This window comes from Acinetobacter sp. RRD8 (genome assembly GCF_031844225.1).
Taxonomy (GTDB): Bacteria; Pseudomonadota; Gammaproteobacteria; order Pseudomonadales; family Moraxellaceae; genus Acinetobacter.
On the sequence record NZ_JAUZUU010000009.1, the window covers coordinates 1 to 18,120 of the forward strand.

Annotated in this window: 13 protein-coding genes; 9 read left to right on the forward strand and 4 right to left on the reverse strand. The window is 42.5% G+C overall.

Annotated features, from left to right (window positions below):
• Nucleotides 1–269 precede the first annotated feature (269 nt).
• The gene (locus tag Q9R24_RS09925; protein WP_004280319.1) at nucleotides 270–1,106 is read right to left on the reverse strand and encodes an IclR family transcriptional regulator; all 837 of its coding nucleotides are present in this window, start codon (nucleotides 1,104–1,106) and stop codon (nucleotides 270–272) included.
• Between the two features lie 503 nt (nucleotides 1,107–1,609).
• On the opposite strand from Q9R24_RS09925, the gene Q9R24_RS09930 reads away from it, so the two are divergent.
• From Q9R24_RS09930 to Q9R24_RS09955, 6 genes are all read left to right on the forward strand, one after another.
• Nucleotides 1,610–2,764, forward strand: coding sequence for an acyl-CoA dehydrogenase family protein (locus tag Q9R24_RS09930; RefSeq protein ID WP_004730987.1), 1,155 nt, complete (start codon nucleotides 1,610–1,612; stop codon nucleotides 2,762–2,764).
• A gap of 31 nt (nucleotides 2,765–2,795) precedes the next feature.
• Nucleotides 2,796–3,995, forward strand: a complete 1,200-nt coding sequence (locus tag Q9R24_RS09935) for an acyl-CoA dehydrogenase (RefSeq protein ID WP_311204372.1) — start codon at nucleotides 2,796–2,798, stop codon at nucleotides 3,993–3,995.
• A gap of 254 nt (nucleotides 3,996–4,249) precedes the next feature.
• The gene (locus Q9R24_RS09940; protein ID WP_004646972.1) at nucleotides 4,250–5,530 is read left to right on the forward strand and encodes an MFS transporter; all 1,281 of its coding nucleotides are present in this window, start codon (nucleotides 4,250–4,252) and stop codon (nucleotides 5,528–5,530) included.
• A 40-nt stretch (nucleotides 5,531–5,570) separates the two neighbouring features.
• Nucleotides 5,571–6,242, forward strand: a complete 672-nt coding sequence (locus tag Q9R24_RS09945; protein ID WP_004730985.1) for a 3-oxoacid CoA-transferase subunit A — start codon at nucleotides 5,571–5,573, stop codon at nucleotides 6,240–6,242.
• The gene (locus Q9R24_RS09950; RefSeq protein WP_086044822.1) at nucleotides 6,242–6,901 is read left to right on the forward strand and encodes a 3-oxoacid CoA-transferase subunit B; all 660 of its coding nucleotides are present in this window, start codon (nucleotides 6,242–6,244) and stop codon (nucleotides 6,899–6,901) included. The genes Q9R24_RS09945 and Q9R24_RS09950 overlap by 1 nt, the downstream gene beginning before the upstream one ends.
• 270 nt (nucleotides 6,902–7,171) lie before the next feature.
• Nucleotides 7,172–9,751 carry an EAL domain-containing protein gene (locus tag Q9R24_RS09955; protein WP_311204371.1) on the forward strand — a complete coding sequence of 860 codons (2,580 nt, stop codon included), beginning with the start codon at nucleotides 7,172–7,174 and terminating at the stop codon, nucleotides 9,749–9,751.
• Between the two features lie 172 nt (nucleotides 9,752–9,923).
• Here Q9R24_RS09955 and Q9R24_RS09960 read toward each other — a convergent pair whose 3' ends face one another.
• From Q9R24_RS09960 to Q9R24_RS09970, 3 genes are all read right to left on the reverse strand, one after another.
• Nucleotides 9,924–11,123: an MFS transporter gene (locus tag Q9R24_RS09960; RefSeq protein WP_004646967.1), complete on the reverse strand. Its 1,200-nt coding sequence runs from the start codon at nucleotides 11,121–11,123 to the stop codon at nucleotides 9,924–9,926.
• 17 nt (nucleotides 11,124–11,140) lie between these two features.
• Nucleotides 11,141–12,406, reverse strand: a complete 1,266-nt coding sequence (locus Q9R24_RS09965) for a DcaP family trimeric outer membrane transporter (RefSeq protein ID WP_311204370.1) — start codon at nucleotides 12,404–12,406, stop codon at nucleotides 11,141–11,143.
• Between the two features lie 117 nt (nucleotides 12,407–12,523).
• Nucleotides 12,524–13,822, reverse strand: coding sequence for an MFS transporter (locus Q9R24_RS09970; RefSeq protein WP_005096906.1), 1,299 nt, complete (start codon nucleotides 13,820–13,822; stop codon nucleotides 12,524–12,526).
• A gap of 456 nt (nucleotides 13,823–14,278) precedes the next feature.
• Between Q9R24_RS09970 and Q9R24_RS09975 the strand changes: the two genes are divergently transcribed.
• The 3 genes from Q9R24_RS09975 to Q9R24_RS09985 are packed head-to-tail and all read left to right on the forward strand — an operon-like array spanning nucleotide 14,279 to nucleotide 17,812.
• Nucleotides 14,279–15,052, forward strand: a complete 774-nt coding sequence (locus Q9R24_RS09975; protein WP_114541734.1) for an enoyl-CoA hydratase — start codon at nucleotides 14,279–14,281, stop codon at nucleotides 15,050–15,052.
• A gap of 2 nt (nucleotides 15,053–15,054) precedes the next feature.
• Nucleotides 15,055–16,575, forward strand: a complete 1,521-nt coding sequence (locus tag Q9R24_RS09980; protein WP_311204369.1) for a 3-hydroxyacyl-CoA dehydrogenase — start codon at nucleotides 15,055–15,057, stop codon at nucleotides 16,573–16,575.
• A 25-nt stretch (nucleotides 16,576–16,600) separates the two neighbouring features.
• The gene (locus Q9R24_RS09985; protein WP_311204368.1) at nucleotides 16,601–17,812 is read left to right on the forward strand and encodes a 3-oxoadipyl-CoA thiolase; all 1,212 of its coding nucleotides are present in this window, start codon (nucleotides 16,601–16,603) and stop codon (nucleotides 17,810–17,812) included.
• The last annotated feature ends 308 nt before the right edge of the window (nucleotides 17,813–18,120 follow it).

Consider the following 18,120-nt stretch of genomic DNA (forward strand, 5'->3'; position numbering starts at 1 on the left):
TGATGACGACGTCAAACTCCATCGATTCTCTTGTTATATCTTCCATAATATAAAATCCAATTTCGCTATACGATATTTATAGCATTATCTAAATCGGTTATGAAGCTTATTTTTGATCTTTTTATTTGGAATAGGAATTTATCTTTTTTAAATCTTATCTATTTCGCAGCATTAAAAAGGTTTGCTGAGAATTCTGGATAAAGGAAGAAGATGTGTAGATTGGGTATTCAATAAAAGAGCGACTTAATGTCGCTCTGATAATTAATTTTTTATATGTTATTGAGATTCATTGCAATATTATTCACCATGTGAATCAGACGCGGTCCAATTTCATTTTCCAGTTTTTCCTGATTTAACAGATAACTTGGGGCACCACAGTTAAACGTTAATATCCCATGTTTGGGGTGAACCAACGGAACTGCCACGGAATTCACATCCTTAGCCCAGTCACCTAAAGACAGACAGTAGCCATAATCCTGATAATCACGGATTGCACGTTCCAGATTACGCTTGATGGTTGGCCACTGATCTTCGTTTCTTTTCTTGATGGCATCAAATAAATATTCGCGTTCCTTCACATCCATCGCTGCCAGACAGGCCCGTCCCATGGCACTGCTATGAATCGGTAAAGTCGAACCGACAGGGCGGCGCATGGTTAGCGTCGATTCTGTATGTACCACTTCCAGATAAATCATGCTCAAACGGTCACGGGTAGCCATTGCCACAGGGGCTTGGGAATAACGGGACATTTCTTCCATAAACGGATAAGCCTGAGTCCGCGCAGAAATATTACTCAAAGCTGCATAACCCAAAGCCAATACGCCAACATCCAACAGATATTTTGTGGTATTCGGTAGTTGTTTTAAATAACCTAAAGAAACCAGGGTGCTGGTAATACGGGCCACAGTTGGCTTGGGTAAGTTGGTTAATTGTGCAATTTCCTGATTGCCAAGCAATTGATTGGTCGCTGAAAAGCAACGTAAGATTTCCAATCCACGCGCAATAGACGCAATAAATTGAGGATTATTTTCTCTATGAATATGTGAAATCGGATCTAAACGGATTTCATCAAAGTTGGGAATTTCACCAGTTTTATTTTTTGTCATGGTCAGGGCAATTAAAGTTAAATTAATGAATATGATAGCAACATAATTTCACGATACAAAATAAAACACTTCTACAAAAGATAAAATATAGGAAAAAGTGCCGAAATTATTTGTGGTCGAAAAGAATCCTGTTACCCAACTTTGAAGACAATATAAAATCATCTAGTTTTTTAGGTTTAACACGTAGCCAATATATTTAAAAAGTTTCGATTTCTCCGAAAGAGTCAGTGATCGATAAATATTACAGCAAGAAAAAAGGTTTAATTATCTATTCAAAAAAACTGATAAATAGAATAATCACTCATCAAAATATTTCGTATCGTGAAATTAAATATTAAACGCAAATCAACTGGAATACCAGAAAAATTTCATTTTTTAGTTAAAATATAAAATTTTTAATAATTTCACTTGCTCAAAATGATTTTATATGATTATTTATTTCGTAATACGAAACAAAAATAAGGGTAAAGGAATTTACCTAAATTATATCCATGGAGATTCATATGATTCGTGATCCGGAAATGCTCGACCAACTTCTGTCAACGATTCGCGATTTTGTAAAAAATGAACTGGTGCCTCTTGAGCATGAAGTAGAAGAGAACAATGCCATTCCTGAACATATTGTGGAACAGATGAAAGAGCTGGGCTTGTTTGGCCTGACGATTCCTGAAGAATATGGTGGTTTAGGCATTACCATGGAAGAAGAAATTCTGGTCGCGATGGAATTGGGCCATACATCGGCTGCCTTTCGCTCTTTAATTGGTACTAACAACGGCATTGGCTCAAGCGGCATCATTATCGACGGTACAGAAGAGCAAAAACAGAAATATTTACCGCGTTATGCAACGGGCGAAATTATTGGTTCATTCTGTTTGACCGAACCGGATTCCGGCTCAGACGCTGCTGCTTTAAAAACCAGTGCAGTCAAAGACGGCGATTATTATATTTTAAACGGAACTAAACGCTTCATCACCAATGCACCACGTGCCACGACATTTACCGTGATGGCACGTACCAATCAAGAGATTAAAGGTGCGAGCGGTATTTCAGCATTTCTAGTCGAAGCAGGCACACTTGGTTTAAGCCTAGGTAAAATTGACAAGAAAATGGGCCAACATGGTTCCTATACCTGTGATGTAATTTTTGATAACTGTAAAGTGCATAAAGATCAGCTGATTGGCGGTGTAGAAGGGATTGGCTTCAAAACAGCAATGCGCGTTCTAGATAAGGGCCGTCTGCACATTGCCGGTTATAGCGTCGGCATGGCAGAGCGTATGCTGGAAGATGCACTTAACTATGCAGTGGAACGCAAACAGTTTGGCCAGCCCATTGCGAATTTCCAGCTAATCCAAGGTATGTTGGCAGACTCCAAAGCCGAGATTTATGCAGCCAAATGTATGGTGCTGGATGCTGCGCGTCTACGTGATGCTGGCCAAAATGTTACGACTGAAGCCTCTTGTGCCAAAATGTTTGCAACTGAAATGTGTGGTCGAGTTGCTGATCGCTGTTTGCAGATTCATGGTGGAGCGGGTTATATCAGTGAATATTCAATTGAACGTTTCTACCGTGATGTGCGTCTGTTCCGTTTATATGAAGGAACCACACAAATCCAGCAAATTATTATTGCGCGTGAAATGATTAAACAAGCAACCGCCTAATCTCATAATTTTAAAATAAGGAAATATTAAAATGACGACAAAAATTAGATTTGATTGGCAAGACCCGTTTTTAATAGAACAGCAACTGACATCAGAAGAGCGCATGATTCGCGATGCAGCGGCAGCGTACTGTCAAGACAAACTGATGCCGCGTGTACTGGAACAGTTCCGTCATGAAAAAACCGATCCGGCTATTTTCCGTGAAATGGGAGAACTGGGTTTACTCGGTCCAACCATTCCGGAACAGTACGGCGGTGCAGGTTTAAATTATGTCAGTTATGGTCTGATTGCTCGTGAAGTTGAACGTGTCGATTCAGGTTACCGTTCAATGGCCAGCGTACAAAGCTCTCTGGTGATGGTACCCATTAATGAATTTGGTTCTGAAGAGCAAAAGCAGAAGTATTTACCAAAATTAGCAGCCGGTGAATATATTGGTTGCTTCGGCTTGACCGAGCCGGATCATGGTTCGGATCCGGGCAGCATGATTAGCCGTGCTAAAAAAGTCGAGGGTGGTTACCGTTTAACTGGCGCAAAAATGTGGATTACCAATAGTCCGATTGCCGATGTATTTGTAGTTTGGGCCAAAGAAGTTTCTGCCGAAGGTAATATCGGTGACATTCGTGGCTTTATTTTAGAAAAAGGCTGGGAAGGGCTTTCTGCTCCAACGATTCACGGCAAGGTGGGTCTACGTGCCTCAATCACCGGTGAAATTGTAATGGATAACGTCTTTGTTCCAGAAGAAAATGCATTTCCGGAAGTTCGCGGTTTAAAAGGGCCTTTTACCTGCTTGAATAGTGCACGTTACGGGATTGCCTGGGGTGCCATGGGAGCTGCAGAGTTCTGCTGGCATACCGCACATCAATACACCATGGACCGTAAACAGTTTGGTCGACCACTCGCTGCGAATCAGCTGATCCAGAAGAAACTGGCAGATATGCAAACTGAAATTGCACTCGGTTTGCAGGTGGCTTTACGTTTTGGCCGCATGAAGGATGAAGGCATTGCTTCAGTTGAAGGTACATCACTGATCAAGCGCAACAACTGCGGCAAGGCACTGGATATTGCCCGTTTGGCCCGTGACATGATGGGTGGAAATGGCATTAGCGATGAATTCGGTGTAGCCCGTCATCTGGTTAATCTGGAAGTGGTAAATACCTATGAAGGTACCCATGATGTACATGCCCTGATTTTAGGTCGTGCACAAACCGGAATTGCAGCCTTTTGCAACTAAACCTGACATCAACTTCTAGCCAGCATTGCTGGCTAGATTGTTTTACGGGTTTAAGAATTGTGCTTAATCACATCATTCAATGTATTGCTACGTGATTTCTGCAGAGAAAATTTATCAAGAACTTTGAAAATCATTTTATACCACCTTGCTAAAGCGTGGTAATGATCAGCGAATATTCTATATTTCACCTAAATAATTAAGTGAAATATGCGTTTTAAAAAGGCACAGGAGTGCCGAAAAGTAGAAAGAGCATTATGGATACGATCAGTTCACAACAACACCCAGTGGAAGGTGGAAACGAACCCAAGCAAAGAGTCTGGATTCTGGCCTTTATTTTCTCATTTTTAGCATTATTGGTTGATGGTGCTGATATTGCGTTATTAGCCTACAGTCTGACCAGTCTGAAACAAGAGTTTTCATTAAGTAATATGCAGGCCGGTGCCTTAGGGAGCTGGACGCTTGCAGGCATGGCTATCGGCGGTTTTTTTGGTGGCTGGGCTTGTGACCGTTTTGGCCGGGTTCGTGTGATCGTCATTGCCATTGCATTATTTTCTTCATTAACCTTCTGGTTAGGATTCGTAGAAAGTTATGATCAGTTCAAATGGCTGCGCTTTACGTCTGCGATTGGACTAGGTGCTCTATATATTGCCTGTAACACACTCATGGCAGAGTATGTACCCACCAAATATCGCTCTACAGTATTGGCAACGCTTATGACTGGCTGGACTTTAGGCTCGGTGGTCGCAACTGTTCTGGCTGGATGGCTATTGCCTGAATTTGGCTGGCGATACCTCTATTATATTGCCATTATTCCAATTGTACTGGCCTTCGCGATGTACTTCTTGGTGCCTGAGCCGAAAGCCTGGTTAGATGCGCGTAAAGCACGCCTGGATGCAAAAGCCAGTGGTATTCTGCAGGAAAAACCAAAAAATACTTTTAAAATGATTTTTGAAGATGCACTTAGCCGTCGCATGTTTATCCTCTGGTCCTTCAGTACCGCATTTTTACAGTTTGGCTATTATGGAGTCAGCAACTGGCTACCGGCGTATTTAGAGACTGATCTGGGAATCAAGTTTAAAGAAATGACCATGTATATGATCGGGACTTTCCTGATCATGATGTGTACCAAAGTTATTGCTGGTTTTATCGCTGACCGGATTGGCCGTCGTGCGGTATTTGCTTTCGGCACTATGGGTACTGCAATTTTTATCCCTGTGATTGTCTTTGGTAATACGCCGGATAATATCCTCTGGCTGATGTTATTTTTCGGTTTTCTCTATGGTATTCCATACGGTATTAATGCGACTTACATGACAGAAAGCTTCTCCACCAAAGTGCGTGGAACAGCAGTGGGTGGGGCATATAACGTAGGCCGACTGGGTGCGGTGTTTGCACCTCTTACCATTGGCTATTTTGCTCAAGGAGGCTCAATTGGTACCGGCTTACTGATTATGGGCATTGCCTATTTTCTTTGCGGCCTGATACCCGCTTTCTTTATTAAAGACCGCTTATTTGATCCACAAAAGGCAGATTAATCTGCACTCGTAATATAGATAGAACATGCTAGGAAGCAATATGATGAATAAAATCACGCAGGATATCGAGACGGTACTTAAGCAAATTCCTGATGGTGCACACATTATGACCAGTGGTTTTGGCCTGGCAGGTCAGCCGGTAGAATTAATCGAAGCATTAATTGACTTTGGTCCTAGAGACTTAACCATTATTAACAACAATGCAGCTTCTGGAGATCGTGGTCTAACCAATCTGCTGTTGTCTGGACTGGTTAAAAAAATGATCTGTTCATTTCCACGAGCCAATAACTCAACCGTCTTTGAAGATCTGTATAAAGCCGGAAAAGTTGAGCTGGAACTGGTGCCACAAGGCAATCTGGCCTGCCGTATTCAGGCAGCCGGTGCAGGCTTAGGAGCTGTTTTTACTCCAACCGGTTTTGGTACCAAAATAGCTGAGGGTAAAGAAACCCGTAATATCAATGGAAAAGATTATGTGCTGGAATATCCGATACATGCTGATTATGCCTTGGTTTATGCCAATCAGGCAGATCAGTGGGGCAACTTGACCTACCGTAAGGCAGCAAGGAATTTTGGTCCGATCATGGCCAAAGCAGCAAAAACCACCATTGCACAAGTCCATCAAGTTGTGGAACTGGGAGAACTTGATCCAGAGATCATTGTAACGCCAGGAATTTTTGTACAGCATGTGGTCAAGGTTGGAGATATTAAATAATGAATATTCAAAAACGTAGTCGTGAACAGATTGTAGCTAAAGTTGCACAAGACATTCCAACCGGCTCTTTTGTAAATTTGGGTATTGGTTTACCGACACGCGTAGCAGGTTATTTAAAACCTGAACAAGGAGTAATTCTACACTCGGAAAATGGCGTTTTAGGTTTTGCTGCATTGAGTGATCCTGAACAGGCAGATGATGATCTGATTAACGCCGGCAAAGAACTCGTAAGCATGTTGCAAGGTGGCAGTTTTATGAATTCTGCCGACTCTTTCGATATCATGCGAGGCGGGCATCTGGATATCTGTATCATGGGGGCTTTTCAGGTCGCTATTAATGGTGATCTGGCGAACTGGCATACCGGTAATGCTGATGCTGTACCTGCTGTAGGCGGTGCGATGGATCTGGCAGTGGGTGCTCGCTGTGTCTATGTTTGCATGGAACATGTGACCAAAAACGGTGAGGCAAAAATTGTTGAAGAACTGACTTATCCTCTAACAGGTAAACATTGTGTCAACCGTATTTATACTGATTTGTGTGTGATTGAATTAAAAGACCGACAAGCTCAGGTTATTGAAATAGTGGATGGCTTAAGCTTTGAAGAATTACAACAGCAGACAGGCTGTAAATTAGTGGACAGTCGTCAACAAGCAGCCTAAAAATAAGTCCGCAATATTCTGATTAAGTAAAAGTATAGTTTTAGATCACAGCTTCGGCTGTGATTTTTAAATTTTAGAATTATTATCAAATACACGTAATATTGACCGTATTTCCGTATTTCCGTATTTCCGTATTTCCGTATTTCCGTATTTCCGTATTTCCGTATTTCCGTATTTCCGTATTTTAAAGATATAAATACAAACTTTTGCTAATGATTATTTTAATAATAAGTCTAAAATGTTAACAAGCTAAGGAAGGTGATAGTCTGAATGAATAATAATTGTGATGATCAAGAAATTTTTCATATTTTTAATCTGATTGGTCGCCATACTGAACTTAAGCCTATCCTCGATGTCATTAGCCAGTGGCTTGAATCGCGCATTCCAGATGCGCTTGTCACCATTATGCTCTATCAGGATGACACCCAAACTTTAAATGTTATAAGTGGCAAACAGCACTTTTCAAAAGAGTACTGTAATGCTATTCAAGATTTGAAAATTGGGCCAAATCAAGGATCGTGTGGCGTAGCTGCTTTCTTACGTCAGTTGGTCATTAGTCCGAATTTAATGAAAGACCCAAACTGGCAGTCTTACCGTGCTTTGGTAAATGCAGAAAAATTGTCTAGCTGCTGGTCTATGCCGATTATTAATGCTTCAGATATTTTGTACGGAACGTTTGCCACTTATTATCGAACACCGAAAATACCGACTGAACATCATATTCAGCTTTTACAGCAAGCGGCAAAATTAGTTGCTCTCGCAATTGAGCTTGATCAGGAACGTCAAAAAAGACATGAGCTTAATGAAAAATACAGCTCATTTTATACCTATCATCCAGATATTATTTTTGAACTTGACCTGCAGGGACATGTGCTTAATACCAATATTGCTTGCGAAGAAATTACAGGTTTTTCTAAAGCGCAAATTCATGGTCAGCACTATTGTGCCTTCATACCGCCCGAATTCCATGAACTTGCGAATGTTTCATTTTCAGAAGCAGCGCAAGGTAAATCTCAACATTATGAACTTCCAATTTATAATGTTGCAGGCGATATCTTATGGCTGGATCTGACCAATTTACCGATTATTCAAAATCAGAAAGTCACCGGTATTATTGGTATTGCACGAGATATCACTGTATCGCGTGAAAACAAGGAGTCTCTACGCTTATTAAAACGTGGAGTAGAGGCCAGTCCGAATAGTCTTTTTATTACCGATGTTTCTGAAGAAAGACTAATGGTGTATGTGAATCCAGCTTTTCTAAAGCTCACCGGTTATACAGCAGCAGAAGTATTAGGACAAAGCTGTTTTTTCTTACAGGGTCCAGATACTGATCCGGATCAGATTGCATTACTCAAGCAAGCGGTCAAAGAACAAAAAGAAATTCAGGTGACTATAAAAAGTTACTGTAAAGATGGCAGCTGGTTCTGGAATCGTTTAACCATAGGTCCTATTTTTGACCAGACAGGAACCTGCACCCATTTTTTGGGGATTCAGGAAGATATTACCCAGCAACGTATTCACGAAGAATATATTCAGCATCAGCATACTCATGATCATTTAACCGGTTTACCGAACCAGCATGCATTCAAACAGATTCTGGAAGATATTTTTGAAGTACAGCACGAGAGCTCACAACCTTTAGTCTTGCTGTATATAGATCTGGACGACTTTAAAAATATCAACGACAGCTTAGGTCATCTGGTGGGTGACCAGATTCTCAAAAGTGTGGGCGAGCGGCTGCAAAAATTTGTTCAAGGCAATAATGTGCTATGCCGCTTTGCTGAAGATGAATTTATTTTACTGCTCTCAGGGACAGATGAGCACACTGAAGTCGAGGCGATCGCCGGAGAAATTCTTGATCTTCTTTCCATGCTGTTTATTGTCGATCAGTACAAAATACATTTAAGTGCCAGTATTGGTATCGTGGCAGATGACAGTTCAATTCATCATTCTTCTGAATTGATTTATCAGTCTGTTTTGGCGATGCAGGAAGCCAAAAGACAAGGTCGTAATATGTGGCAGTGGTATGAAAAAACCAGAATGCAGCCTGTCGCAGAAATAGACTATACCAATCTGCGTCTGGAACTCATGGAAGCGATCAATCAGGAAAATTTTGACCTGTTCTATCAGCCGCTGATTCATCCTGAAACTGGACTGGTGACAGGCGTAGAAGCTTTAATCCGTTGGTGCCATCCACAGCAGGGTTATATTTCCCCAGCGATTTTTATTCCGCTGGCAGAAAGAACCGGGCAAATTATTAGCGTAGGTCAATGGGTATTGGAAAAGGCCTGTTTAGATATTGCCGAGTGGAACAAGATACACAATAGCCAGATCACGGTATCGGTGAATATTTCTCCTTTGCAATTCCGTAGAGCAGGCTTTTTGCAGGTGCTTGAACATGCACTTGAACTCAGTCAATTACCGCCGGAATTACTTAAAATTGAAATCACGGAAGGTGTCATCATTAATGGTGCAGATCGAACCATAGAAATTTTGAAAGCAGTGCGTGCTTTAGGTGTACAGGTCGCCATTGATGACTTTGGCACAGGTTATTCGAGTCTCAGTTATCTGCGTCGCTTGCCGATTAATCAAATCAAGTTAGACCGTAGTTTTATTGAAGAGCTGACCCTCGATGGTCAGGATGCTGCAATTGTGCAATCGATTATTCATCTAGCCCATCAGCTGGATCTGGAAGTTGTCGCGGAAGGGGTCGAAACCGTAAGTCAAGCCAGTTTACTCTATCAACAGGGTTGTGATCTGCTACAAGGCTTCTTTTATGCAAAACCTGCACCTTTAACTGAATTGAAGCCTGTTTATCTCGCAATGGAAAATAGTAAATTGAATTAACTCTAAAAGTTAAGATATCAATATTTTCAACCGCTCTTCAGATAGAAAGGAAACGTTAAACAGGCTTAAAGAATTTTTCTATTTTATCAGCGTATCATCTCTATAATTTATGCTCGGTACAGAAAGCGGGATAAAAAAATAAGCTTTTAACCCCAAAGGTTTTTAACAGTATCTAAGGCTCAGGCTGAATATTGGCTAAATTTCTTTCTTGGTTTAAATCATAATAGTTAATCAAAAAGATCAACACGGCAAAAATAAAACCTAAAATGACGCAGGCAGACCAGCCATAGCTTTTCCATAAATGCAGCGATAAAAATGCACCCAGACCGGCACCTGAAAAATAACAGGTCATATAGATGGCATTAATCCGCGAGCGAGCCTGCATTGAAATTCGATAGACCAGATTCTGGTTCAAGACATGCAAACAGGAAATTCCAAAATAAGCCAGAATTAAGCCCAAGATATAAATCCATAAATAATTCTGGGCAAAGAATAAAGGAATCCAGGCCAGAATCAGTCCGCACGTAGCCAGATGCGCAATCCATTTTTCCCGATGCCTGCCAATCATTTTACCGGTCCACTGAGAGGACCAGATGCCGACCACCCCCACAATGCCCATGAGGCCAATCTGGAAATCATTAAAATGATAAGGTGCTTCAGCCAGAATAAAAGTCATGGTAGTAAAGATAATACTCAGCATGCCAAAACCCAAACCTCCGATCATACTACGCCGGATCAGCATGGGTTCTGTGCGTGCAAAGGTAAATAGTGAGCGATAAATTTGCAATATATTCATCTGCAACTGGCTCTTAGCGCTTGGTAACTGGAACCACATGGCCAGACTCAGCAGAAGAATTGCACAACCACTAAACAAGTACACCGCATGCCAGGACCATAAAGTAGAAATCAGTCCGGCCACGGTACGGGCAAACAGAATACCAACCAGAACACCACTCATGAGCAGGCCAACGACTTCGGCACTTTTATCACGCTGCGACAGGCTGGCGGCAAAAGGAATCAGAATCTGGGTGGTGATCGAACAAAAAGAGGCGAGCAGGGTAAAGCCATACAACATATGCAGATTGGTACTGGCTGAAAGCCCAATAAGTGCCAATCCGGTACAGAACATCAAACTGCAGATATACAACCGTTTTTCGAACAAGTCACCCAAAGGGACAAACAAAAATAATCCGGTGGCATAGCCAATCTGGGTCAGTACTACAGTCCAGCCAGACTGAGCCACACTGATCTGCAGATCCTCTGCAATAGAATAAATCAAGGGCTGGTTAAAATAGTTACAACCTGCGCAGAGTGCGCAGGTCATTGCCATCATGAACATGAAACGGCGTGAAATTTGCCCTTGGGCTGACATCCTTGTCTCCTGAGGCTTTAAAAACTATAGTTGGCAGAGAGGTTGATACGTGAAATATCTGCTTCCTTGTTGTCAAAGGTTTCACGCTTACCATGATGATATTCTGCACCGAGATTAATCTTTGGAACAGGAGAGTAGATCACGTTGGCCACATAGTCCGTTAAACGTTTATTGGTTTCAGGATTCGCGCGTGCATAGTCGCTGGAATCATCAAAATCAACAACGCTGGCATTAATACTACTACGTAGTTTCGGCGTAAATTTATGCGTAAATCCGATATTTAAACTGTTAAACTCATTCAGTAAAAGTTCATTATTGGCTGTATCAACCGAATAATCTCCACCCCAGGCAGCGCCATCAGTTGTTGATCCTTGAGTCAAGAAAGCGGCAATACGCTGATCTCCGACCATATGGAAATAGTTCCCCTGGATCGAGTTTTGATCATCAAAACGGTAACGTCCACCAAGACCTACACCCCAACCGACTTTTTCAATATCACCTGTATCTGTTTGCGCCTGCTTTTGATTGACAAAGCCTTGAGCTAATAAATGAAGAGGGCCTGATTGATGAACATATTTAGTGGTTAATGCAGGCAAAGCAGAAGAACGATCGCCACCGGCCATATATTCCAGACCGACATTCCAGGTATTTTCTGGATCAAGTTTGAAAGCATAGCTCACCTGAGGCGTACGTAGGACTGATCCACCCAGGAACAAGCTGTAATCGACAGCTTCAGTGCTAATCTCTGGTGTTGACATCAATGACCAGGCCTGACCAAACGTCAAGTTATAGTATTTTAAGTGTGCATGACGGATACGTAATCCACCATCGCCTTTACCATTGTTGGTCCAGAAGTCGGCTTCTAAACGAGCAGAAACATTCGGATTGCCTCCTAGATCTTTGGCCAGGAAACCAATCCGGCTGGCAGCCGCAGTAAAATCGGAACGTACAGAATCCGGTTCAGTAAAAGGTACTTTATTAATCTGGTTAATGGTACGGCCACGGGCTTCAGTAGTACTTTTGAAATCGACTGCACCATCAAAGCGGATCAAGCCATAAACATCGACATTATCTACCATTGAACTCAGCGTTTTAGAGTCTTGCGCTTTGGCTTGTTCCTGCTGGTTCTTTAATGCAAGTTGCGCGGCTTTTTGTTGTTCTAGTTCTGCCTGGATTTGCTTTAACTGTGACTCAAGAAATTGCATACGGTCTTCAGAAGCTTCTGCTGAAAATGCCTGTGCTGAAGCAATACCACATAATGTCGCTAAAACTAATTTTTTCATTTCTTAATCCCTAAAGAAATTTTTAATCCTGAATGAAAGGAGACCTTTCTATACTGACGTGTTGTAAATATTTGAAGTGAGGAAGGCAGCGATTTGACCTGCCTTCCGAAGTAGGGTTTATTCTGCTTTTTGCGGATCGTATAAACGGTCTTTAATAAACAGGGCAGGAATCAAACCGCATAGGAAATATGCTGCACCCATTACCAACAGACCTGTACCGATCGAACCATGCATCGCAAGATAACCAATCGTAATTGGCGCGAAGATTGCACCGATACGACCAATATTGAATGCACCGCCCACCGCTGTACCACGAACACCAGTCGGGAAACTTTCGGTTAGATAGGTTGCATTGATGGCATATGGAATACCGTACAGGAAGCCGAAGATTAGCATCAGTACGCCAATGTTATCGGCATTATGCATATACACCACGACAGGGATAAATAGCGCTGTTCCCATGGTGCCGAAAGCAAACACAATACGGCGACCAATTTTATCAGCAACATAACCTGCAATGATTTTGGCAAAAATCATGGTGATGAATGTACCCACCATATACAGTGCCATTTCTTTAAACTTAATGCCTAATTCAGCTTCAAGATAACTTGGCAACCAGTTACTTACACCGAAGTAACCAAATAACAGGAAACCGGAGCTGAAAGACCACAAGATAAACATCTTGCCATGGGTTTTATCTTTAAGAATGGTGATGTATGGATTACCTTTTTTGGTATCGTTATCCACAATCTGACCAGTTCTTTTCATTTCACGGACACGTTTCCATGATTCTGGCTCTGGCACCATAAAGTGCATCAGGATACCCAAAGCTAATGGAGCAATTGTGATCCAGTACAGCATACGCCAGCCGAACTCAGGAATAATCCAGCCTGAAATCATGGTAATCACCAATGAACCTAAAGTGAAACCAGTCATCAATGTTGCCAGTACAGTAGTACGGTATTTGGTCGGTACGTATTCTGACATCAGGGTATTACAGGCAATATATAAACAGCCTAAACCCAAGCAAGAAAGAGTACGTAAAATTGCAAATTCAGTATAAGACTGAGCAAAACCTGAGTAGGCTGACAAGATCGAGAAGGCGATGGTGGCCAGTACAATGACGCGGACACGTCCAAATTTGTCGCATGCCCATCCACCAATAAAACCTCCGATCCCCATACCCAAAAGAGAATAACTTCCTAAAGCACCCGCCTGTACAGAAGTCAGGCCCCATTCAGCTTTCAGACTGGTCAGGCTGAAAGCCAGAATCCCGATATCTGCACCGTCACAGAGCAAAATCAGAAAAGCAAAGACAAAAGCCGTCATCCATAGACGTTTTGGCGCCTGTTTGATGGTATCCGTGGAGGAGACATCGGTTTTATTGTCTCCTGTTACGATGGTATCGCTTGTCATTCTTATATCCTCTATATATTAAAAGTAGCATTTCCTCTGCTACCGCTAAATCCATTTTTCTTCCTCACGGAAACATAGTTTTCCTGATTTAACAGACTTGCTCCTGAACGCTACAGCCGCTGTATTTATTATCAGGCTACATTCGATTTTTCACTTTATTACGCTAAATCAAAATCATCTCATTGCTGGAAAATTTGATTTCGTAAATTAATTTTAAGTTCTGCCTTATGGTGATTATTCATTTAAATGGATAATCAGATTGCATTTAAAATATTTAATTCCGTATTGCGAAATCAATTAATCACAAAATAACCATCTAAACAAGAGTTTTTACTCTATTTTTAGTAAAAAATAACTTTTTTGAATTCTGGAGTTAAAAATCCTTGATTTATAGCTTGAGAAACCTTAGTTTTATATAAAATAAAATTTCGCTATACAAAATAAATGGAGATTTTAATGGAACAGGTCGTTCAAGTAGAACAAGTTTCAGCACATGTAGCGATGGTTAAAATTCATCGACCAGAAGCGAAAAATGCCCTGAATACAGAAGTTCGCCAGAAACTTGCGGCGGCATTTTTGCAACTGAATGACGATGAAAATGTACGTGCCATTATTCTTACCGGTGGTGAAACAGATTTCGCAGCAGGTGCCGATCTTAAAGAACTGGCCAATGCAGAAACCATTCAAATGATGCAGCGCCGGACTGAACGTTACTGGCAGGCGATTGCACAGTGTTCAAAACCGGTGATTGCAGCTGTAAACGGTTATGCACTTGGTGGTGGCTGTGAACTGGCGATGCATGCAGATATTATTATTGCCGGGAAAAGCGCCCAGTTTGGTCAGCCTGAAGTGAAAGTGGGTGTCATGCCGGGTGCCGGTGGTACCCAGCGATTATTCCGTGCCGTGGGTAAATTCCATGCGATGCGTATCATCATGACGGGTTGTCTGATACCAGCGCCGGAAGCTTATCAGATTGGCCTAGTGTCTCAAGTAACGGAAGACAGCGAAACCCTTGCAACAGCAATCAAGATGGCTGAAGGTCTGGCAAAAATGCCGCCAATTGCGCTTGAACAAATCAAGGAAGTGGCTTTACTGGCTGAAGATGTGCCGCTTAATGCCGGACTTACCCTGGAACGTAAGTCTTTCCAGATGCTGTTCTCATCCGAAGATCAAAAAGAAGGCATGCAGGCCTTTATTGAAAAACGTAAACCGAATTATCAGGGACGATAAGCATGAGTATTCAGATTCAGAAAATCGGCATTATTGGTGTAGGCACGATGGGTGCAGGTATTGCCCAGATCGCGATTCAGTCTGGTCATGATGTGGTACTGTTTGATGCCAAAGAAGGGGCAGCCGAACAGGCACAGGATAAACTGGCCAAAACATTAAATACCTTAGCAGATAAAGGTAAATTCAGCCATGAAAAAGCCGCTGAAGATATTGCTCATCTGTCGACTGCGCAGCAGCTAGAAGACCTGAAAGATTGTGACTTGATTGTTGAAGCGATTATTGAAAATCTGGAAATCAAGCAAAAACTGATGCAGCAACTGGAAGGAATGATAAAACCAGAAGCGATTCTGGCATCCAATACCTCTTCATTGTCGATCAGTGCAATCGCTGCCAACTGTGAGCAGCCAGAACGTGTGGCCGGTTATCACTTCTTTAATCCGGTACCACTCATGAAAGTGGTCGAAGTGATTGAAGGCTTTAATACCCGTGCTGACATTATTGAAGCATTAACCCAGCTCTCGATTAAAATGGGGCATCGTCCGGTCAAAGCAAAAGATACTCCAGGATTTATCATTAACCATGCCGGCCGTGCCTTTGGTAGCGAAGCCTATGCAATTTTGAATGAAAATGTCACACCATTTTATGATATTGACAGGATCTACCGTGACGGAATCGGTTTCAAAATGGGGCCGTTTGAATTAGGTGATCTGACCGGTATGGATGTCTCGCACCCGGTGAGTGAATCGATTTATCATCAGTATTATGAAGAAGCACGTTACCGTCCAAGCGTGATTACCCGTCAGCGTTTTATTGCCAAGCAGTTAGGTCGTAAAACCGGTAAAGGTTTCTATGATTACACTTCGGGTAGCAAAGAAGGTGATGTTGCTCCAGCATTGGTTGAAAAGTTAAGTCAATATCCATCAGTCTGGCTAGGCACCGAATATGACGAAGACCGTCAGGCACTTGAGCAATATCTGCAGCAGTTCAATATCCAGATTGAGCAAACTGAGACACCTTCAGCAGAGGCTTTAATCCTGATTGCCACTTATGGTGAAGATGCAACTTCAGCCGCTGTCCGTTATCAGCTGGCACCTCAGCAAGTGGTGTGTATCGATCTGCTATATGGTCTGCATAAACACCGTACCTTGATGCCAACTTTTGTCACCCAACCTGAGCTGGTAAAAGCAGCCCAATCGATTTTCAATCTGGATGGTGTGACCGCCAGTGTAATTCAGGAAAGCGTCGGCTTTGTGGCTCAACGTGCTTTGGCAATGATTGTGAATCTCGGCTGTGATATTGCCCAGCAAGGCGTTGCAACGGTGGAAGATATCAACATCGCGGTGAAATTAGGCCTTGGCTATCCATATGGTCCAATTGAATGGGGGGATGTGCTGGGAGCTGAAAAAATTCTAAAAATTCTGGATCGTATGACTGCGATTACCCGTGACCAGCGTTACCGTTCAAGTCCTTGGTTGCGTCGCCGTGTTCAGCTTGGTCTACCACTTGTTCATACAACACATTAATTAGAAAGTGAAAGGAATAACACTCATGTTAAATGCATATATTTATGATGGTTTACGTTCACCAATCGGTCGCCATGCAGGAAGTCTGGCAAGCGTACGTCCAGATGATCTGGCAGCTACAGTCATTAAAAACCTGCTGGAAAAAACCGGTATCCCGGCAGCAGATGTAGAAGATGTAATCTTTGGTAGCACCAATCAGGCCGGTGAAGACAGCCGTAATGTGGCACGTTTTGCAGCGTTGTTAGCGGGTATGCCGGTAACAGTTCCAGGTCAGACGGTAAACCGTTTATGTGCATCAGGTCTCGGTGCTGTGATTGATTCGGCACGTGCCATTACTGCAGGTGAAGGCGAGTTGTACATTGCCGGTGGCGTAGAAAGCATGACCCGCGCACCTTTTGTGATGGGCAAAGCAGAAAGCGCGTATTCACGTGATGCCAAAATTTATGACACCACAATTGGTACCCGTTTCCCGAACCGTAAATTTACGGATCAGTTTGGCGCGCACAGTATGCCTGAAACAGGTGATAATGTGGCTGAAGAGTTCGGTATTAGCCGTGAACAGGCTGACACCTTTGCCGCTGCATCACAGGCAAAATATCAGGCAGCGAAAGAGGCAGGTTTCTTTGAAGGTGAAATTACCCCGATTGAAGTTTCTCAAGGACGCAAATTGCCGCCTAAACAAATTACTGAGGATGAGCATCCACGTGCATCTTCGACATTTGAAGCTTTATCCAAGTTAAAACCGCTATTTGACGGTGGTGTAGTAACAGCGGGTAATGCATCAGGAATCAATGACGGCGCTGCAGCACTGATTATCGGCAGTGAAAAAGTTCAGGAACAGTATGGCTTAAAACCTTTGGCTCGTATCCTGTCTTCTGCAGCCGCTGGCATTGAGCCACGCATCATGGGTGCAGGCCCAATTGAAGCGATTAAAAAGGCAGTACAACGTGCTGGTTTGACGCTAGATGATATGGATGTCATCGAGATTAATGAAGCCTTTGCCAGTCAGGTATTATCTTGCCTGAAAGGTCTGGATGTCGCTTTGGATGATCCGCGTGTCAATCCAAATGGTGGTGCGATTGCCATTGGTCATCCACTGGGCTGTTCGGGTGCGCGTTTGGCTTTAACCGTTGCACGTCAGTTACAGCGTACCGGTAAAAAATATGCCGTGATTAGTCTGTGTATCGGTCTGGGTCAAGGCTTGGCGATGGTGATTGAAAACCCTGAAGCTGCATAACAGTTTTAGTGATCGCCTAAATGTCATGTATCTATGATATGCATGGCATTTTTTATTGGGATTTTTATATTTAAATAAAAAATACAGCAAAGATTTGGTGAGTATTAGAGCTCTTTTTAAATCAAACTCAAATTCTCTACGCTACTTTTGTTTCGGCAAAATGAGAGGCGAAGCTTCGCAAGAAAACCATCTTGCGGAGCAATGCTCTAAACTGCAAAACTCGTCCACAACCATAAATAATCAGATATATCGCAGAAACTATTATTTTACAAAGTAGTCCTGCCTCAGACAGTTGCGGATGAAGTTCT